Annotated in this window: 22 protein-coding genes and 1 pseudogene; 8 read left to right on the top strand and 15 right to left on the bottom strand. The window is 37.9% G+C overall.

The window, feature by feature from the left end:
• Positions 1-37 precede the first annotated feature (37 nt).
• Together MKP09_RS20810 and MKP09_RS20805 are read left to right on the top strand one after the other, a co-directional pair.
• Entirely contained in the window at positions 38-208 is a 171-nt protein-coding gene (locus MKP09_RS20810) for a hypothetical protein (RefSeq protein ID WP_240832196.1), read from the top strand.
• Entirely contained in the window at positions 151-666 is a 516-nt protein-coding gene (locus tag MKP09_RS20805) for an HPP family protein (RefSeq protein ID WP_449587079.1), read from the top strand. Before MKP09_RS20810 ends, MKP09_RS20805 begins: the two co-directional genes overlap by 58 nt.
• Before the next feature lie 14 nt (positions 667-680).
• Here MKP09_RS20805 and MKP09_RS20800 read toward each other — a convergent pair whose 3' ends face one another.
• Together MKP09_RS20800 and recO are read right to left on the bottom strand one after the other, a co-directional pair.
• On the bottom strand, positions 681-848 hold the full coding sequence (locus MKP09_RS20800; RefSeq protein WP_240832194.1) for a hypothetical protein: 168 nt from the start codon (positions 846-848) through the stop codon (positions 681-683).
• Complete coding sequence (gene recO / locus MKP09_RS20795) at positions 827-1,438, bottom strand: DNA repair protein RecO (RefSeq protein ID WP_240832193.1); 612 nt, start codon at positions 1,436-1,438, stop codon at positions 827-829. The genes MKP09_RS20800 and recO overlap by 22 nt, the downstream gene beginning before the upstream one ends.
• A 278-nt stretch (positions 1,439-1,716) precedes the next feature.
• On the opposite strand from recO, the gene MKP09_RS20790 reads away from it, so the two are divergent.
• From MKP09_RS20790 to MKP09_RS20775, 4 genes are all read left to right on the top strand, one after another.
• Positions 1,717-2,043, top strand: coding sequence for a hypothetical protein (locus MKP09_RS20790; RefSeq protein ID WP_240832192.1), 327 nt, complete (start codon positions 1,717-1,719; stop codon positions 2,041-2,043).
• Positions 2,044-2,441: 398 nt separating this feature from the next.
• Entirely contained in the window at positions 2,442-2,672 is a 231-nt protein-coding gene (locus MKP09_RS20785) for a hypothetical protein (protein WP_240832191.1), read from the top strand.
• 2 nt (positions 2,673-2,674) lie between these two features.
• On the top strand, positions 2,675-3,595 hold the full coding sequence (locus tag MKP09_RS20780) for an efflux RND transporter permease subunit (protein WP_240832190.1): 921 nt from the start codon (positions 2,675-2,677) through the stop codon (positions 3,593-3,595).
• 41 nt (positions 3,596-3,636) lie between these two features.
• Positions 3,637-4,080, top strand: coding sequence for an MMPL family transporter (locus tag MKP09_RS20775; RefSeq protein ID WP_240832189.1), 444 nt, complete (start codon positions 3,637-3,639; stop codon positions 4,078-4,080).
• Between the two features lie 55 nt (positions 4,081-4,135).
• Here the strand turns inward: MKP09_RS20775 and MKP09_RS20770 are convergent, their stop codons facing one another.
• The 7 genes from MKP09_RS20770 to rimP form a co-directional block, all read right to left on the bottom strand.
• The gene (locus MKP09_RS20770; RefSeq protein ID WP_240832188.1) at positions 4,136-4,318 is read right to left on the bottom strand and encodes a hypothetical protein; all 183 of its coding nucleotides are present in this window, start codon (positions 4,316-4,318) and stop codon (positions 4,136-4,138) included.
• A gap of 23 nt (positions 4,319-4,341) precedes the next feature.
• Positions 4,342-5,616, bottom strand: coding sequence for a peptidylprolyl isomerase (locus tag MKP09_RS20765; protein WP_240832187.1), 1,275 nt, complete (start codon positions 5,614-5,616; stop codon positions 4,342-4,344).
• A 211-nt stretch (positions 5,617-5,827) separates the two neighbouring features.
• A complete protein-coding gene (gene infB / locus MKP09_RS20760; protein ID WP_240832186.1) occupies positions 5,828-8,095 on the bottom strand; it encodes a translation initiation factor IF-2 in 2,268 nt (755 codons plus the stop codon).
• Complete coding sequence (locus MKP09_RS20755; protein WP_240832185.1) at positions 8,083-8,736, bottom strand: hypothetical protein; 654 nt, start codon at positions 8,734-8,736, stop codon at positions 8,083-8,085. Before MKP09_RS20755 ends, infB begins: the two co-directional genes overlap by 13 nt.
• Before the next feature lie 184 nt (positions 8,737-8,920).
• Positions 8,921-9,799, bottom strand: coding sequence for a transcription termination factor NusA (gene nusA / locus MKP09_RS20750; RefSeq protein ID WP_240832184.1), 879 nt, complete (start codon positions 9,797-9,799; stop codon positions 8,921-8,923).
• A gap of 5 nt (positions 9,800-9,804) precedes the next feature.
• Complete coding sequence (locus tag MKP09_RS20745; protein ID WP_240832183.1) at positions 9,805-10,167, bottom strand: NusA N-terminal domain-containing protein; 363 nt, start codon at positions 10,165-10,167, stop codon at positions 9,805-9,807.
• A 143-nt stretch (positions 10,168-10,310) separates the two neighbouring features.
• Positions 10,311-10,775 carry a ribosome assembly cofactor RimP gene (gene rimP, locus MKP09_RS20740; RefSeq protein ID WP_240832182.1) on the bottom strand — a complete coding sequence of 155 codons (465 nt, stop codon included), beginning with the start codon at positions 10,773-10,775 and terminating at the stop codon, positions 10,311-10,313.
• 241 nt (positions 10,776-11,016) lie between these two features.
• Here rimP and MKP09_RS20735 point away from each other — a divergent pair, with 241 nt between their 5' ends.
• The gene (locus MKP09_RS20735; RefSeq protein ID WP_240832181.1) at positions 11,017-11,187 is read left to right on the top strand and encodes a DUF4834 family protein; all 171 of its coding nucleotides are present in this window, start codon (positions 11,017-11,019) and stop codon (positions 11,185-11,187) included.
• Between the two features lie 214 nt (positions 11,188-11,401).
• Here the strand turns inward: MKP09_RS20735 and MKP09_RS20730 are convergent, their stop codons facing one another.
• Positions 11,402-11,716, bottom strand: a complete 315-nt coding sequence (locus MKP09_RS20730) for a Cif family virulence factor (protein ID WP_240832180.1) — start codon at positions 11,714-11,716, stop codon at positions 11,402-11,404.
• 34 nt (positions 11,717-11,750) lie between these two features.
• Here MKP09_RS20730 and MKP09_RS20725 point away from each other — a divergent pair, with 34 nt between their 5' ends.
• On the top strand, positions 11,751-11,981 hold the full coding sequence (locus MKP09_RS20725) for a hypothetical protein (protein WP_240832179.1): 231 nt from the start codon (positions 11,751-11,753) through the stop codon (positions 11,979-11,981).
• A 72-nt stretch (positions 11,982-12,053) separates the two neighbouring features.
• Here the strand turns inward: MKP09_RS20725 and MKP09_RS20720 are convergent, their stop codons facing one another.
• From MKP09_RS20720 to MKP09_RS20695, 5 genes and pseudogenes are all read right to left on the bottom strand, one after another.
• On the bottom strand, positions 12,054-12,158 hold the full coding sequence (locus tag MKP09_RS20720; RefSeq protein WP_240832178.1) for a MerC family mercury resistance protein: 105 nt from the start codon (positions 12,156-12,158) through the stop codon (positions 12,054-12,056).
• A gap of 39 nt (positions 12,159-12,197) precedes the next feature.
• Positions 12,198-13,417, bottom strand: a pseudogene (locus MKP09_RS28415) (DUF3472 domain-containing protein).
• Between the two features lie 68 nt (positions 13,418-13,485).
• Positions 13,486-13,950 carry a response regulator gene (locus MKP09_RS20705; RefSeq protein ID WP_240832175.1) on the bottom strand — a complete coding sequence of 155 codons (465 nt, stop codon included), beginning with the start codon at positions 13,948-13,950 and terminating at the stop codon, positions 13,486-13,488.
• Positions 13,951-13,985: 35 nt separating this feature from the next.
• Entirely contained in the window at positions 13,986-14,408 is a 423-nt protein-coding gene (locus MKP09_RS20700; protein WP_240832174.1) for a response regulator, read from the bottom strand.
• 31 nt (positions 14,409-14,439) lie between these two features.
• A complete protein-coding gene (locus MKP09_RS20695; protein ID WP_240832173.1) occupies positions 14,440-15,531 on the bottom strand; it encodes a hybrid sensor histidine kinase/response regulator in 1,092 nt (363 codons plus the stop codon).

The raw sequence follows: 15,531 nt of genomic DNA, 5'->3' as shown, positions 1-15,531 counted from the left end.
CAACTTTGTACCCAATTGTACAGAAATCAGATAATAGATGGTAAAAGCAAAAATCAAAAGAGGATATCGTATCGCAAAATATGTAGCATATAAGGAAACGCTTATTGACAGAAGAGAGCATTTCTGGTCTTTTTTAGGTGCTTTTTTGGGATTGGTATTATTGCGCTTTGCCAGACAAAACTACCCGATACAGATAATTTGTTTTTAATAGGATCTTTCGGCGCTTCTTCTGTGTTGATCTACGGAAATATACAAAGTCCGCTTGCACAACCCCGCAACCTGATAGGCGGCCATGTATTATGTGCAATTATTGGGGTTACTGTTTGCAAATTATCACCTCCTGTAATTTGGCTTTCCGCCCCGCTTGCCGTGGCGTTATCTATTATTGCGATGCAAATAACCAAAACGCTTCATCCACCTGGCGGGGCAACAGCGCTTATCGGCGTTATTGGTTCAGAAAAAATAAAAGCGTTGGGTTATTGGTTCGTTCTATCTCCCGTTTTTTCCGGAGCATTAATCCTATTGCTTATTGCGCTTATATTTAACAATATGACTGTTAACAGAAAATATCCAACGGATGGCCGCTTTTCGCGAACTTTTAAATGGATGACCGATCCGACCAAAAAAGTGGTGAAGAGTCTCCGAAAAAAACAAATCAACCATTAGCCCGAACTTAATACTCATCGCATAATTTCTTTTAATATTGGTAAGGTTTTCATTTTACCAAAATCTGGAATATGCAATCCATAATAAATTTCCATTGTTTCCAGAATTTTACGCCTTGCATCTGCATTGGTGCTAATCTCTTCCAGCTCTTGCGGGTGTCTCACCTGTAACAATTCGGCCAATACAAGCGCATACTTTTTTCAAGACTCAAATGGTGAAAAACAGGCCCGTGTGTAAATACACCTTCCTCAATATCAAATAAAACCTCGCTGCTTTTCCATACATCCGATGAAATGCCCTGCGGCTGAAATCCGAAAAAATGACTGAGCTGCACTGCAAAAAAAACAGGGAAATTGGCCATTACCTTATCGTTGCAACCATCAAGAAACATAAAACAATCTTCTGCAAAAGCGAATAGGCCATAATTATTTTCAGGTTGCTTCAAACACTTTGTCAACAATTCAATCATATATGCCGCCACTCCATTCTTTAGCACATCTGTAAAAATCTGTTGGTATAAAAACGAAAATTTATATTCCTTTACACGATTCAGTTGCTTAAATTCATTATGATATACTTCCATATCTAAAAGTGCCGCAGGCTGAAAAAAACCTATTCTTGAACCACCTTTTTTGCCAGATGCCCGTATCCCATTTAATAAATAAGATTGCAAACCAAACAGTTCGGTATAAACAGACACAACAATACTGGTTTCGCTATACTTAATATAGCGCAACACAATACCTTTTGTTTTATGAATTTTATCGCTCAATTAAAATGTAATAATATGCAAGGTAATTTTTAATTTTTGTCCCGGCTATGTATATATGGTCCGCCCGAATGATTGGTCGGACGGGCATCTTCGTTTCCTCCAACTGGCAGATCGCTTCAACACCTGTGCATCTCTCATCCTGCATAACCATTCTATCGGTATAAAAATATTCTGCGTTGGCAATGTTTTTTGCTTTTCTTTGCTACGTACTGTTAACTATGCACCATCTTACAAAAAGTTAATAAACTAAACATCGTCTAAAAGATAAATAGCGTTTTATGTGGGAGAAGCTTGGCAAAGCCATCATTAAATACAGGTTTGTTCTTTTATTAATATTAACTGCTTCAACCGCATTATTTGGCTATTGGGGTAGTAAAGCAGAGCTTGGATATGAGTTCACAAAAGCCGTCCCGTCAGACCATCCGGTTAACATTTCCTATCAAAAATTTAAAGAAAAATATGGCCAGGATGGAAACCTACTTGTGGTAGGCGTACAAACAGATCAATTTTTCAGTGAAAAAATATTTAACCAATATATCAATCTTCAACAAAACCTGAAAAAATTCCGGGAGTTCTGGACATTATCAGTGTACCAGGATCTGTAAATCTTGTAAAAGATTCATCGTCACAAAAGCTTCAGGCAAAAAAATATTTCCTGCTACAAGTCTTACACAGGCTCAAATTGACCAAAGTGCTGCAACATTTCTTAACCTTCCTTTTTATCAGGGGTTATTATATAATCCATCTACACATGCCTATTTAATGGGGTTAAGCATGGATGCGGAGATTATAAATTCAGAAAAAGAGATGCCGCGATTAATGCGATTAAAAATCAAATTTCTGTTTTTGAAAAAGCAACTAATGTAGAAGTAAAACTAAGCGGTCTGCCTTATATCAGAACCGTTTTGTCTGCACGAATTGCTAATGAAATGCGCTATTTTCTTACCGCCTCAATTATTCTTTCGGCAATTATATTATTGCTTTTTTCAGATCGATCAGTTCTATGTTGTTATCGCTCGGCGTAGTAATTATCGGCGTTCTGTTCAGCCTGGGAACCATTTACATTTTTGGTTACAACATAACAATATTGACAGCGTTAATTCCGCCACTGCTTGTTGTAATTGGTATTCCTAATTGCATTTACTTCCTAAATAAATATCATACAAGTTGGCAAAAGCAGGCAACATTAGGTTCTGAAATACCAGTTCATACAAAAAGAAAAATGCTATTGTAGATATGGTAAGCCGCATGGGTATTGTAACCTTGTTTTGTAACGTAGCGGCAGGTATTGGTTTTGCTGTGTTTGCACTTACAAAAAGCGCTATTTTAAAAGAATTTGGCGTGGTTGCTGGTATCAACATCATGCTTTTGTTTTTTATATCACTGATATTAATTCCTATTGCTTTATTCTTCTTACCACCACCCAAAGAAAAGCATACAAAATATTTACACAATGCCAGGCTAAACCGTTGGCTTGACAGGCTTGAAAGATGGTCTTTATCGCATCGTAAACAAATATATATTGTTACAACGTTGCTGGTTGTTGTAGCTGCTATAGGTGCCTTTAGATTGCAAAGCAATGCTTACATGGTAGACGATGTGCCTAAAACTGATAAGATCTATACAGATCTTAAGTTTTTCGAAAAAAACTTCAAAGGTGTAATGCCGCTAGAAATTGTGATAGATACTAAAAAGAAATACGGCGTTACAAGAAATTTCAAAAACCTGGTTAAGATCGATTCATTCTCCCAATATTTAGCATCCAGGCCCGAAATTGCACGCCCATTAAGCATTGTAGAAGGTTTGAAATTTGCTAAACAAGCTTTCTACGAAGGTGATAGCAGTAATTATTCGATGCCCTCAGAATTTGATTTACCTGGCCTTGCACAATATTTGAATATGAATACAGGCAGTACGGAAAACTCAGGCAACGATGATTCTTTCACCAAACTTGTTTCGCGTTTTATGGACAGCACAAAACAGGAAGCACGGTTGAGTGTTAATATGGCCGATATTGGAACGCATGCATTACCAGAATTATTAAGCGGTATACAGAAGCGTGCAGATGAGATTTTCCCTAAAGATGATTATACTGTTTCATTAACAGGAAGTAGCATCGCATTTTTGGAAGGGGGCGTTTTATTATCAACGGCTTGAAAGAAAGTATATTTTGGGCATTTTTACTAATTGCGCTATGTATGCTTTATCTGTTTAAATCCTTTCGCATACTGCTATGTTCTTTGATTCCTAATATTATTCCGCTTATTATAACAGCCGGAATTATGGGTTGGGTAGGCGTTCCTTTGAAACCCAGTACCGTATTGATCTTTAGTGTGGCGTTGGGAATTGCGATTGACATTACCATACGTTTTTTAGTGAATTACAAGCAGGAGCTTGCCTATCATGATAACGATGTGAAAAGTACTGTAATACAAACTATACATAGCACAGGCATTAGTATTATTTATACATCGATGGTACTGATAGCAGGGTTTGTCATTTTCTGTTTTAGCGGATTTGGTGGTACCAAAGCTTTGGGATGGCTTACATCTGTTACGCTAATAACGGCAACCATCACGAACCTGATATTACTACCCGCATTGTTGATCAGCTTTTCTAAGAAAAAAAGAAATAGAAACTAAAAAGCCGCGTCGTTGTTAAACTACGCGACTTTTATTCTTAAATAAGTTTTCTTTATTAAAATCCTCTGCTGCTGGTGGCCTGGTATTTTTGCAAATTAGGGCACTGGTCAGAAGCGTCTTTATCTACCAATACATAAAATGTGGGAACTTTTTTTGCGAGCCATTCGTCTAACGCCTGGTTCTTTTTAGTGGCGAGCGCCATCTCGGCTATTTTGCTGTAATCGTCCTGAAGATTCATTTTATGCGGCTCTGTTCTTGATTTCAGATAAACCAACCTAACCCCTTTTTTCCTTGCTCATTTGTAAATTCCACTGGTTGAGAAATATCGCCAACCTTCATGCTTCCAATAGTTCCTACAGTTTCTTTATCAAGCCTGTCTATAGGAATAAAAGTAGAGCCATCATTACCTAAAATAAAAGGTCCATTGTTTTTAACACTTTCATCATCGCTGTATTTATAAGCAGCATCTTTAAATGTAATTTTGTTTGCCGCAATTTCTTTTCTTACAGAATCAAGCTTTACTTTAGCTGCATCTAATTCGGTTTGCGTTACAGGAGGTATTCTTAAAATCATTCTGATCTTTGCATTATCGCCGCGCCTGCTTTCGCTTTGTATTAAAAAATACCCAAATTTATTTGATTTTACAGGCATAGATAACTCACCCGCTTTAAGCCTGAATGAAGTTGATAAAAAAACCGGATCCCACTGATCTTTATCATTTCTGTTGACTTCGTAAGCACCTCCACGATCACGGCTGCCAGGATCTTCTGAATATTTTTTAGCGGCATCAGCAAAAGTTATTCTTCCTGATTCTATCTGTTTGCGATAGTTCATCATTTCATTATAAATATAATCTTCCACCTCTTTTGCTGCTTTGGGATATATATTTATCTGCCCGATCTCCAGTTCTGATTCTAAAAAAGGTACGCTATCTGTTGGCACACGGTCAAAAAATGCTTTTACTTCCGTGGGTGTAATGTGTACATTTTCCACAATTTTTTGCTGCATGCGCTGAGCCAGCATTTGCTCTCTAATAGCATGCCGTGAATCATCTTTTAACTGGTATATGGTTTTACCTGCTACATCTTCTACTGCCTGTTCGCTGCCAAACTGCATTACCCAGCCGCGAACACGCATGTCAAGGTTTGCTTCTACTTCTTCATCGCTAACCGGTAAAGAATCTCTCTCAGCTTGCAATGCCAATATTTTTGAAATAAGAGATTGTTCAAGGATATTACAAGCTGCTCCTTCAGGCAGTTTATCACCTGAACGGGCCGCATCAGCTATGGCGTTTTCTATATCAGATTTTAAAATAATCCTGTCACCAACTGCTCCTACAATTTTATCAACCACTACTTTTTGTGTTTGCCCTTGAGCTATTGCAGTTGTATAAGCGGCAATAATAAATAAACCGGCCAGAAAATATTTCATGCGTATGTTTTTTTGTTTGCAGCTTCGCTGTGATTTTTCCAGGTTGGATGGAATTACGCTTACACACTCCTTCGTATGAGAAAAATTTGTATTGCTTCGTTTCATGTATAACTCCTTTATACCCGCACAGCGCAGGCTGATTTTATAGTTAGTTGGGATGTTGCAAATACTCATACTTCAAAATTAGTCACGAGCCGTCCAATAAATGGAGCGAGTATCGTATTTAACAAAAGTTTTATGAGAAAAGGGAATAGTTAGTAGGAAGTAGAAATATTCACAATCTCCCCCTCGCTACTCACCATTCCCTAATTACTAATTAAAGTGTTCTTTTTACTTCTTCAAGTTCATACGCTTCCACTACATCACCTACTTTAAGATCGCTATAATTTTTGATGGTAAGACCACATTCCATTCCTGTAAGTACTTCTTTTGCATCATCTTTAAAGCGTTTTAAAGAGCCTAGTTCTGCTACTGCATTTTCACCTATCGGATAAATTACAATACCATCGCGAATAAGCCTTACTTTATTATCACGTTTTATTTTTCCATCCAGCACAACGCAACCTGCTACTGTGGCTTTATCAAATTTAAATACCTCTCTAATTTCAACATTAGCTGTGATTTTTTCCTTAACGGCAGGTTCCATCATACCTTCCATGGCACTCTTCACTTCTCCGATCGCATTGTAAATGATTGAGTACATCTTAATTTCAATACCTGCATTGTCTGCAAGTCTGGCTGCCTGAGATGATGGTCTTACATTGAACGCAATTACGATTGCATCCGAAGCCTCCGCCAATACAATGTCGCTCTCATTAATCTGTCCAACACCTTTATGAATTACATTAACTACTATTTCTTCGGTAGAAAGTTTTTGCAGCGAATCACTTAGTGCTTCAACCGAACCATCCACATCACCTTTAATAATAACGTTTAGTTCTTTAAAGTTTCCTAAAGCAAGGCGGCGTCCAATTTCATCAAGTGTAATGTGTTTTTTGGTACGCATACCTTGTTCGCGTAAAATTTGTGCGCGACGGTTTGCAATGCTTTTAGCTTCTGCCTCATCTTCATAAACTTTAAATTTCTCACCAGCTTGCGGAGCACCGTTCAAGCCCAATATTACAGCAGGTGCAGAAGGACCTGCAGCGTCCTGTTTTTTATTACGCTCGTTAAACATGGCTTTTACACGGCCATAGTACTGACCACTCACAACAAGATCTCCCTGCTTTAATGTACCATTTTCTACCAGTAATGTAGCAACGTAGCCTCTTCCTTTATCGAGCGATGCTTCAATGATAGTTCCGGTTGCTTCTCTTTCAGGATTTGCTTTCAGTTCCAGTAATTCCGCTTCAAGCAAAATTTTCTCCAGCAACTTATCAATATTCAGTCCTTGCTTAGCAGAAAGCTCCTGGCTTTGGAATTTTCCACCCCATTCTTCAACCAAAATATTCATTTGCGAAAGCTGCTCATATATCTTAGTCGGATTAGCTCCGTCCTTATCAATTTTATTTACAGCAAAGATCATTGGAACACCCGCCGCTTGTGCGTGACTGATGGCTTCTTTGGTTTGAGGCATCACCGCATCATCGGCAGCTACAACTATGATTGCGATGTCAGTAACTTTAGCACCGCGCGCACGCATGGCAGTAAAGGCTTCGTGACCTGGAGTGTCAAGGAATGTAATTTCCCGCTCTTCTCCAACTTGTACACGATAAGCACCAATATGCTGTGTAATACCGCCGGCTTCACCAGCAACAACGTTCGCGCTGCGTATATGATCAAGTAGCGATGTTTTACCATGATCGACGTGACCCATAATGGTTACAATAGGACTGCGAGGCTGCAGGCTGTCTACATCATCTTCCTCCTCTTCATCATCCTCCATTTCCATTTGCTTTTCCATATCGATGAATTCCACATCGTAACCGAACTCGCTAGCCACCAATTCAATTACTTCAGCATCCAATCGCTGATTGATAGAAACCATGATACCAAGCCCCATACATTTGCTGATAACATCAGCAAAGCTTACATCCATAAGGCTTGCTAATTCACTTACACTAATGAATTCCGTTAACTGCAATTTGTTGTCTCCAGCCTCCTCATTCATTTCTTCCGCCTCATTTCTCTTGTCGCGGCGCGCTTTAGCTCTCATAGCTTTTTGCTTGTTACCGCCGCCGCCGCTTAACTTAGCCTGTGTTTCGCGAATCTTATCCTGTATTGCTTTTTCATCAATCTGCTTGTCTTCTCTTTGCTGATGATGTGGCCTTCTGTCATTTCTAAAACCAGGTCCGTCTCTTCTATCACGGCCAGCACCGCCGCCACCGGCACCTTGCTGAAATGGCTTTTTAGCTGCAGGATCAGGCTTTACCTCTTTTCTTTCGATAGGAATGCGTTTGCGTTTACGCTTTTCGTCGCGTTTAGGCCTTGTATCGCTATCAACAGGTAAATTAATTTTACCCAGAATTTTAGGGCCTTCAATTTTTGCCGCCTTAATCTTAGTTATTTCTGGTTTTTCGGCAACCAGCGGCGCTGGTTTTATTACCGGCGCCGGTATTGGCGTTTCTGTTTTTATCTCCTGCACAGGTGCCTGAACGGGGGTTCTTTTTCTTTTACTACCACTGGTTTTTGTTCAGTTACTTGGGGAGAAGGCTTTTTAGGCCTTGTTGATTTTTCTAAAGCAGAAAGATCAATTTTGTCCAATATTTTAGGGCCCTCAATTCCTGGAGCACTAGCTTTAATAATGTTGTCTTCTTTTTTAGGTTCTTCCTGCGCAGGCACAACGGGTTCAACCGGTTGTGGCTCTTCAACCTTTACTTCCGGCTCGGGTTGAGGCTCGGGCTGGGGTTCTGGCTCAGGTTGAGATTGAGGTTCAGGCTGAGAAGGTTCTTTAATTTCTTCAACCGGCTCCGCTACCGGAGGTTGTTCTACAACAGGTTCAATAACCGGTTCTTTCTTTTGTAGCGGCTCTTCATCCTCTTTGCGTTTTTTAGATTCGCCGCCAACACCTTTAGGCAGATCTACCTTATCGCTTTTTAGTTTGGCAGCCTTATCACTTTGAAATCCTTGCTGCAAAGCCACGTACATGGCTTCGCTAAGCTTTGTAGATGGTTTTAAATCATCTTTCGAAAAGCCTTTTCCAACAAGAAATTCAACGAGCGTATCCTGCCCAATGTTAAACTCTTTTGCTGCTTGTAATAATCTTGGAAGTTTGATTTCTGACATATATAAATTTCCCTTGTATTTCTTATTTTAATCTTATTGGCCAAGGGTAGCCTTTGATGAAACTCTTTAGATCTGTTTATTTATTTAAGATCTAAGATTTCGCGTCGGGTTCTCTCCAATTGCCTTTTGTGAAGACAATTTTTAATTTACCATTCCACACAATATTTTTCCCCTTCAACACGGCTTATTCCCTTTCCAATTCTTCCTTTAATATTCTTCTTATATCTTCTACAGTTTCTTTTTCTAAATCGGCTCTTTTCTCTAACTCAGACGGTGTCATTCTCATTACGCTACGTGCTGTATCGCAACCGATCTTTTTCAATGCGTCAATAACCCATTCGTCAATTTCATCACTAAATTCTTCAAGATCCACATCAAACTCTTCTTCTTCCTCTTCGTTATCTCTATAAACATCCAGTTCAAAACCGGTAAGTTCGGAAGCAAGTTTAATATTAGCGCCTCGTTTGCCAATAGCCAGCGACACCTGGTCGGGTTTCAAAAAGATACTTGCATGCTTTCCTTCCGAATCCACGCTCATGCTGGTTATTTTAGCTGGCGTAAGTGACCTTTGAATTAAGAGCTGAAGGTTGCTTGTCCAGTTAATAACATCAATATTTTCGTTCTTCAATTCTCTCACAATACCGTGAATACGGCTACCTTTCATACCCACACAAGCCCCAACCGGATCAATCCTGTCATCATAAGATTCAACGGCTACTTTTGCTCTTTCTCCTGGTTCACGTACTATTTTTTTGATGATGATTAAACCATCAAAAATTTCCGGTACTTCAATTTCCAATAATTTGGCCAGAAAATCAGGAGAAGTTCTTGATAAAATAATTACGGGGTTATTATTTTTCAGATCAACACGTGTTACAACGGCACGAATGTTTTCACCTTTTTTAAAATAATCCTGTGGTATTTGCTCACTTTTAGGAAGGATAAGTTCGTTGCCTTCTTCATCAAGCAATAAAATTTCTTTTTTCCAAACCTGATAAACCTCTGCGCTTATGATCTCTCCGATTCTATCTTCATATTTTTTGGCAAGTACATTTTTCTTCAAATCGCTTATACGGCGGCAAGCGTCTGCTTAGCGGCTAAAATAGCCCGGCGCCCAAAATCTACCAGATCAATTTCTTCGTAAAGATCTTCTCCTACTTCATAGTCGGGCTCCAGCTTGATCGCTTCAGAGTAAGCAACTTGTGCTAAAGGGTCTTCCACTTCTCCATCTTCAACAATAGTACGGTGGCGCACTATTTCAAGATCACCTTTTTCGGCATTTACAATAACGTCAAAATTATCATCGGTGCCATACTTTTTACGGAGTAATGTTTTAAAAACATCCTCTACCACCTTCATCATTGTGGGCCTGTCAATATTTTCAGCGTCTTTAAAATCCTGGAACGCTTCTATAAGATTAATACTTGCCATAGCAATTCATGTGTTTATTTTTTGTTGTTTTTGTTGTCACATGTAATTCACCAAAATATCATTGCATTTGTAAAAATGAAAGATATAATGGCTCATTTCATAATTAATTATTGCGCTTTCCCAGCCTGGGCAGGGAAGCATGTTTAAAATTTAATTTGAATTTGAGTTGATTTTATATCCTGAAAAGAAACGGTATGTGTTATTGTTTCCGCCTTTTTTCCTTTTCCTTTTGTTTCTTCTACTATGATTTCCGAATCATTTACCTGTAATAGTTTCCCTTCTATTTTGCTGCCATCTTCTTTTATGATCTCCACAAATCTATCAATGTTCTTTTGATACTGGCGGCGCATTTTGAGCGGCTCGCCTAAACCCGGCGACGAAACCTCAAGTGAAAAATCACCTTCGGGAAAGAAACCAGCTTCTTCTAACACTTTATGCAGGTTGCGATTATATTTAACAAGATCGCCAATACCTACACCTTTATCCCCATCAATAAAAACCCTGATATTATTGGTAGGCTTAATTTTAATTTCAACTAAAAAATGATCCGGGTTTTCCGCCAGGATCTCCAGAATTTCCTTTTCTACTTTTTGAATAACAGCTTCCATGTTATATATTCCGACAAATAAATAAGGGAACGTCACTCGTTCCCTTTTCTCAAAATCTTGCGCAAAGTTATGATTTTTTATATAAAAGTGTAGCTTTAACTTTAAATTTATTATTGAGGCGGTTTTGGTTAAAACATTTTTGCTGTCAGTCCGTTTACAAGTATAGAAAAAGGTTTTTATTATGAGTACAATTGGCTTTATTCTGTTAATGATTTTTGCCTGGTTTTTTTACAACTTGCTAGTGAAGATAATTCTCCCTGTTTATAAAACAACCCGTCAGGTAAGGCGACAATTTAAAAATATGTCTGAACAGCGGGAAGCGCAAAACTCCAAGTCTGCTTTTAACGAGCCCACAAAAGAAGCACCTAAACAAAAAGAAGGAGAATATATTGATTTTGAAGAAGTAAAGTAGTCAATGGTGAACAGTGAGTAGTGAATTACGATTGACGTATTACGAATGCACGCTGCTGTTTATTTATTGATTAATTATTGACTATTCACCCATTCACCATTGACGTCAGCTTGAGTGGTCCTGAACAATTAGCCACTGTTTCCCGATTTTTTTATCAGTAAAGTGTAATGCCCCTGCAAATCACCAATTGTACGGGTAAGATGCCATTTGCCAATTACATTGTAAATATTTGACGAAAGTGGTTGTATTTTAATAATATCAAATCGCAATTGCCCCATTGTGGCCTTGTCAGGATAATTTTTTTGTAGTTGTCCAATGTATTTTGCCAGCCATAGGTTACTCCATTTTTACCTACAAATACCAGTGAATCGTTTTTCCAATATGTCTGCATAAATGTATTGATATCGCCTTTGTTCCACGCATCGGTTTGTTTTTGAAGTATGGAATGGATGGCCGCCTCTGTTTTCGATTGCCCAAAACCAATTACAGATATTGTAATAAGAAATGAGAAAATTATTAGCTGTTTCATCTGTATGTTTTTCATTTCCTTTTTAGAAAAATAAGTGCTAAAGATTAATAATGATCGTGATTACAGTCTGTATCATGTGCATGATTATGCACCCGGCAGTAGCGATAGTTTATCAAATGCGCTGCTACAATCAGTATCACAGCGGGAACCAATAAAACAATGTGATATTGTAAAAAAACCTGCTTTAATATCAGAAAAAAATACCAGCGATAAAGAGGAACAAAGGAGTTTTGCTATGATGATGCCCTTTGTACCCATGCCATAATGCGTAACATCCTATTACAAAAGCCAGCGCAATCATACCTACTTCAAAAGCATGGTTGTCTATTATATTAATTCAAAGCGGAAGTGCAACCAAAAACAAAGGCAATACGGCACAATGAATGGCGCACAGAATGGACGTGGTAATTCCCAATGCATCCCAATTAAATCTGTTTTTCATGCGGCTGCAAAATACAAAAAAGCAACAATGTTGCAAATTCTATTTTAAAGAAGCGAAATCAATAGCTGGTGGCGTATTAATTGACTCACGTTCAAGCGATTTACCCATAGGTGTTTGCTGTTTAAAAAACCCAAACGCATGCAGGTAAAAGTTTTTCTTATCTGCACCGCCTTCAAAATCTTTTCTGTAGCCGATTCTTGCAGTATTATCTGCACTAAATTTTGCTTTGGTAAGTTCGTGCCATTCTCCCTTTGTATCTTTTACCCACTGATTGGAAAACAGCACTTTTCTATCAATATTTCCCTGTTCTGGATTAAAGTTTTCAAGAAAAGAATGCAGGCGTGTGAGATAGGTCGATTTCTTTGGGCGCCTGAAGCTGGCAATCAATCTCCATGTTTTTTGCTCGTTGTCAAAAAAATAGGCCGTGTAAATGGTATGATCTGCCCCATCTGGAATTCCGTGCAATAAAAATTTCTGTGTTGTACCCGCTTTCCAGTTATATCGCAGAAAGCTCTGCCCGCCAGAACCTTCGCCGCCAAATTCTCCTGTGTTTACATCATTTCCCTTTTTTAATAATTTAATTTTTTGCTCGTCTGGAATTTCTTTTGGATTGTCGGTAGTAAAGGGCTCCATACTGAAAACAGTATGCGTCTTTCTGTATCGGAATTTACCTGCATTCCAAAATATCCTTCTCCAAATCCATTTGCCATAAAATAAGAACCAATAATGTCATTGCCTTCGGGTACAGTTACTTCATTATAAAACCACTCAACATCCACATGCTGCGGTAACTGATAATTTAAATGAGTAGAAGGGCCTCGGCGTCCCCAATAAAAAAAATTGCCTTCATTATTTTTAACAAATGATGTCTGCTCATTTATTGCAGAGCCTGATAACTTTAAACTATTTATGTCGGGAAAACAACAGCCTTCCTTGGCAATCCCTGAAAATGTAAAAGCAATGTAACCAGAATCTTTTATCATCCACTCCCCAACTTCATACTCTTTTTGAGCATTGATCTCTACTTTATGGGTTTTTGACAAGGCAGTAATACCAAGCGTTGCATTACCAGACGGAGATGCAGCATCTATAGAAAGCTTTAGCGTGCCTGGTGTTGCTACACGTATATATGTTGTAAATGTTTGCTCTTTATTTTGCCATTCTCTTATTCCTGTTTTTGCAAGGCTTCTGCTTTCTTTAGCAGAGCTCCATGTGTTACCTGCAATTGGTACGCTAACACTTTGTCCGGCAACGTGCATAAAAGATATTAGAAAACTGCACAAAAAGACTTTTATTTTTATCATTAGTTTCGAAATTTATAACTGGTTTAAAAGGTATGCAGCTCTTTGATCAAAGCTGAAAATTGTTCGAACTGCAAAGGTTTCTTTAATAAGGTAATAACATTTTTATTTGACTCGGCACGTGTTATATCCCGTAAATCATCGGTTGAAGAAAGCATGATGATATGGCTCTGTTCCTTGAAGTAATCTGGAAATCTTTCATACTCAACTATAAATTCAAATCCATCTAATCCGGGCATTTGAATGTCCAGCAAAAGCACTTGTGGAAATACTTCTGCATTACTTCTATTCTCTGTTAAAAAATCGAGCGCATCCTCGGCTGAGGAAAATGTTACTATTTGTTTAAATAGTTTCGTTCGGTCTGCGACGATTGAATTTATTTTTCGATCGAAAGCACTATCATCAATAATTATTAAAAAATAACGGGGATAATTTTTGGAATGCATTATTTCGCTTTCGACAGAAATTCGACAAATTTTTTCAACGTACAAAATACACTTTGCTGCTTATTTTACCAAATCCCAAATTAATCGAGAAGATATAATTCTTCTGCAATGGCCTTAAGTTGCTCTATTTGTAATGGCTTTTTTAAAAGCCTGAATACATTCTTGTTGGAATCGACCCGCGTAATGTCCTGCAAGTCGTCGGTTGAGGAAAGCATAACAACATTACTACCTTTTTTAAAATTATCAGGAAATTTATCATATCGTTTCATGAATTCAAAACCGTCCATTTCAGGCATTTGAATGTCTAATAAAATAAGATGCGGATATATTTGCGGGTTATCAAGATTTTCTACTAAAAAATCGAGCCCTTCTTCAGCTGAGGAGAAACATAATATTTGTGTGAAGACCTTTATATGAGTTGCTATTCCCGAATTAATTCTTAAATCGAATGAACTATCATCAATGATAACTAATAAGTTGGGCTTTGGGGCTTTAGGTGGCATTGCGGAGTTTAGAGTTATTTGTTGGTGCGTACTAGCGTTGATTAGGTATACGTAAAGTAAATTGAGTTCCTGAATTCACGACTGATTCTACCGAAATTTTACCGTCCAACTTTGCCAATGCCTCTCTTACAATAAATAAGCCCAATCCTGTTCCTTTCTGATTATGAACTCTGAAAAATTGATTAAATATTTGGTTCAAATGATCGTTTAAAATACCTAACCCATTGTCTACAATAGTAATTACTGCATCTAACAGGTTTACTTTTACATCTATTTTTATTAGCTTATTTTCTTCATCTGGCTTTTGATACTTGATCGCGTTTGAAATAAGATTGCCCAAAATAATTTCTATTCTGAATATGTCTCCAAGAAATACTTCTGTCTGATCAATACTCACTTCAAATTTAATTTTGTCGTCGATATTATTTGCCAGCTTATGTATAATTATTAAATCCTGAATTAATTTCTCAAAGTGTACTTCTTCCTTAATATTGGTATATCGGCTATTCTTGTAATACTGTAGTGTACTGGTTATATTATAGTCAAGTCGGTTACAACATTCTTCCATAAGGTTCCAGTATTCGTGGCCCTTTTCTGAATCGCTGTAAACATTATCCAGTTTTGCTAAATTAATAACGCCGAGCGCTGACGCAAGAGGCGCTCTTAACTCATGTGAAATGCTATAAATGAATCGATTAAGCTCATCATTTGTTTTTTGCAGCTCTGCAAGCTTTTCTTTTAATTCTCTTCTGGTTTTAAAAACGTCATATGCGTTTTGTATACCGTTGTTCAACTCTATATCATTCCAGGGTTTAGTAATATATCTGTATATATCGCCGTCATTTATCGCATCTACCAATGCCTCTATATCTGTATATCCTGTAAGTAAAATGCGTATAGGTTCAGGATTAAATTTTTTTATCTTCTTAAAAAGCTCAACGCCTGTCATGCCGGGCATCCGCTGATCAGATATAACCACATGCACGTCGGTTTGGGATAAAATATCCAAAGCGGCAGCACCTGAAGTAGCGGTATATATTTCGTACAGCCTCCTAAAATTTGCTTTAAAAGAGCTTAAATTATTTTCTTCATCATCGACGTATAGAACTTTTATTATTGTCAT

The sequence above is a fragment of the Paraniabella ginsengisoli genome (genome assembly GCF_022513635.1).
GTDB lineage: Bacteria > Bacteroidota > Bacteroidia > Chitinophagales > Chitinophagaceae > Niabella > Niabella ginsengisoli.
This window is presented reverse-complemented; position numbering and strand designations above follow the sequence as displayed.

What these genes read in the sequence shown, in the direction of transcription:
- MKP09_RS20810 (WP_240832196.1), top strand. Translation starts at nt 38, where the DNA reads ATGGTAAAAGCAAAAATCAAAAGAGGATATCGTATCGCAAAATATGTA.
- MKP09_RS20790 (WP_240832192.1), top strand. Translation starts at nt 1,717, where the DNA reads ATGTGGGAGAAGCTTGGCAAAGCCATCATTAAATACAGGTTTGTTCTT.
- MKP09_RS20785 (WP_240832191.1), top strand. Translation starts at nt 2,442, where the DNA reads ATGTTGTTATCGCTCGGCGTAGTAATTATCGGCGTTCTGTTCAGCCTG.
- MKP09_RS20780 (WP_240832190.1), top strand. Translation starts at nt 2,675, where the DNA reads ATGGTAAGCCGCATGGGTATTGTAACCTTGTTTTGTAACGTAGCGGCA.
- MKP09_RS20775 (WP_240832189.1), top strand. Translation starts at nt 3,637, where the DNA reads ATGCTTTATCTGTTTAAATCCTTTCGCATACTGCTATGTTCTTTGATT.
- MKP09_RS20770 (WP_240832188.1), bottom strand. Translation starts at nt 4,318, where the DNA reads ATGAATCTTCAGGACGATTACAGCAAAATAGCCGAGATGGCGCTCGCC.
- MKP09_RS20765 (WP_240832187.1), bottom strand. Translation starts at nt 5,616, where the DNA reads ATGAAACGAAGCAATACAAATTTTTCTCATACGAAGGAGTGTGTAAGC.
- MKP09_RS20755 (WP_240832185.1), bottom strand. Translation starts at nt 8,736, where the DNA reads ATGTCAGAAATCAAACTTCCAAGATTATTACAAGCAGCAAAAGAGTTT.
- MKP09_RS20745 (WP_240832183.1), bottom strand. Translation starts at nt 10,167, where the DNA reads ATGGCAAGTATTAATCTTATAGAAGCGTTCCAGGATTTTAAAGACGCT.
- rimP (WP_240832182.1), bottom strand. Translation starts at nt 10,775, where the DNA reads ATGGAAGCTGTTATTCAAAAAGTAGAAAAGGAAATTCTGGAGATCCTG.
- MKP09_RS20730 (WP_240832180.1), bottom strand. Translation starts at nt 11,716, where the DNA reads ATGAAACAGCTAATAATTTTCTCATTTCTTATTACAATATCTGTAATT.
- MKP09_RS20720 (WP_240832178.1), bottom strand. Translation starts at nt 12,158, where the DNA reads ATGAAAAACAGATTTAATTGGGATGCATTGGGAATTACCACGTCCATT.
- MKP09_RS20700 (WP_240832174.1), bottom strand. Translation starts at nt 14,408, where the DNA reads ATGCCACCTAAAGCCCCAAAGCCCAACTTATTAGTTATCATTGATGAT.
- MKP09_RS20695 (WP_240832173.1), bottom strand. Translation starts at nt 15,531, where the DNA reads ATGACAATAATAAAAGTTCTATACGTCGATGATGAAGAAAATAATTTA.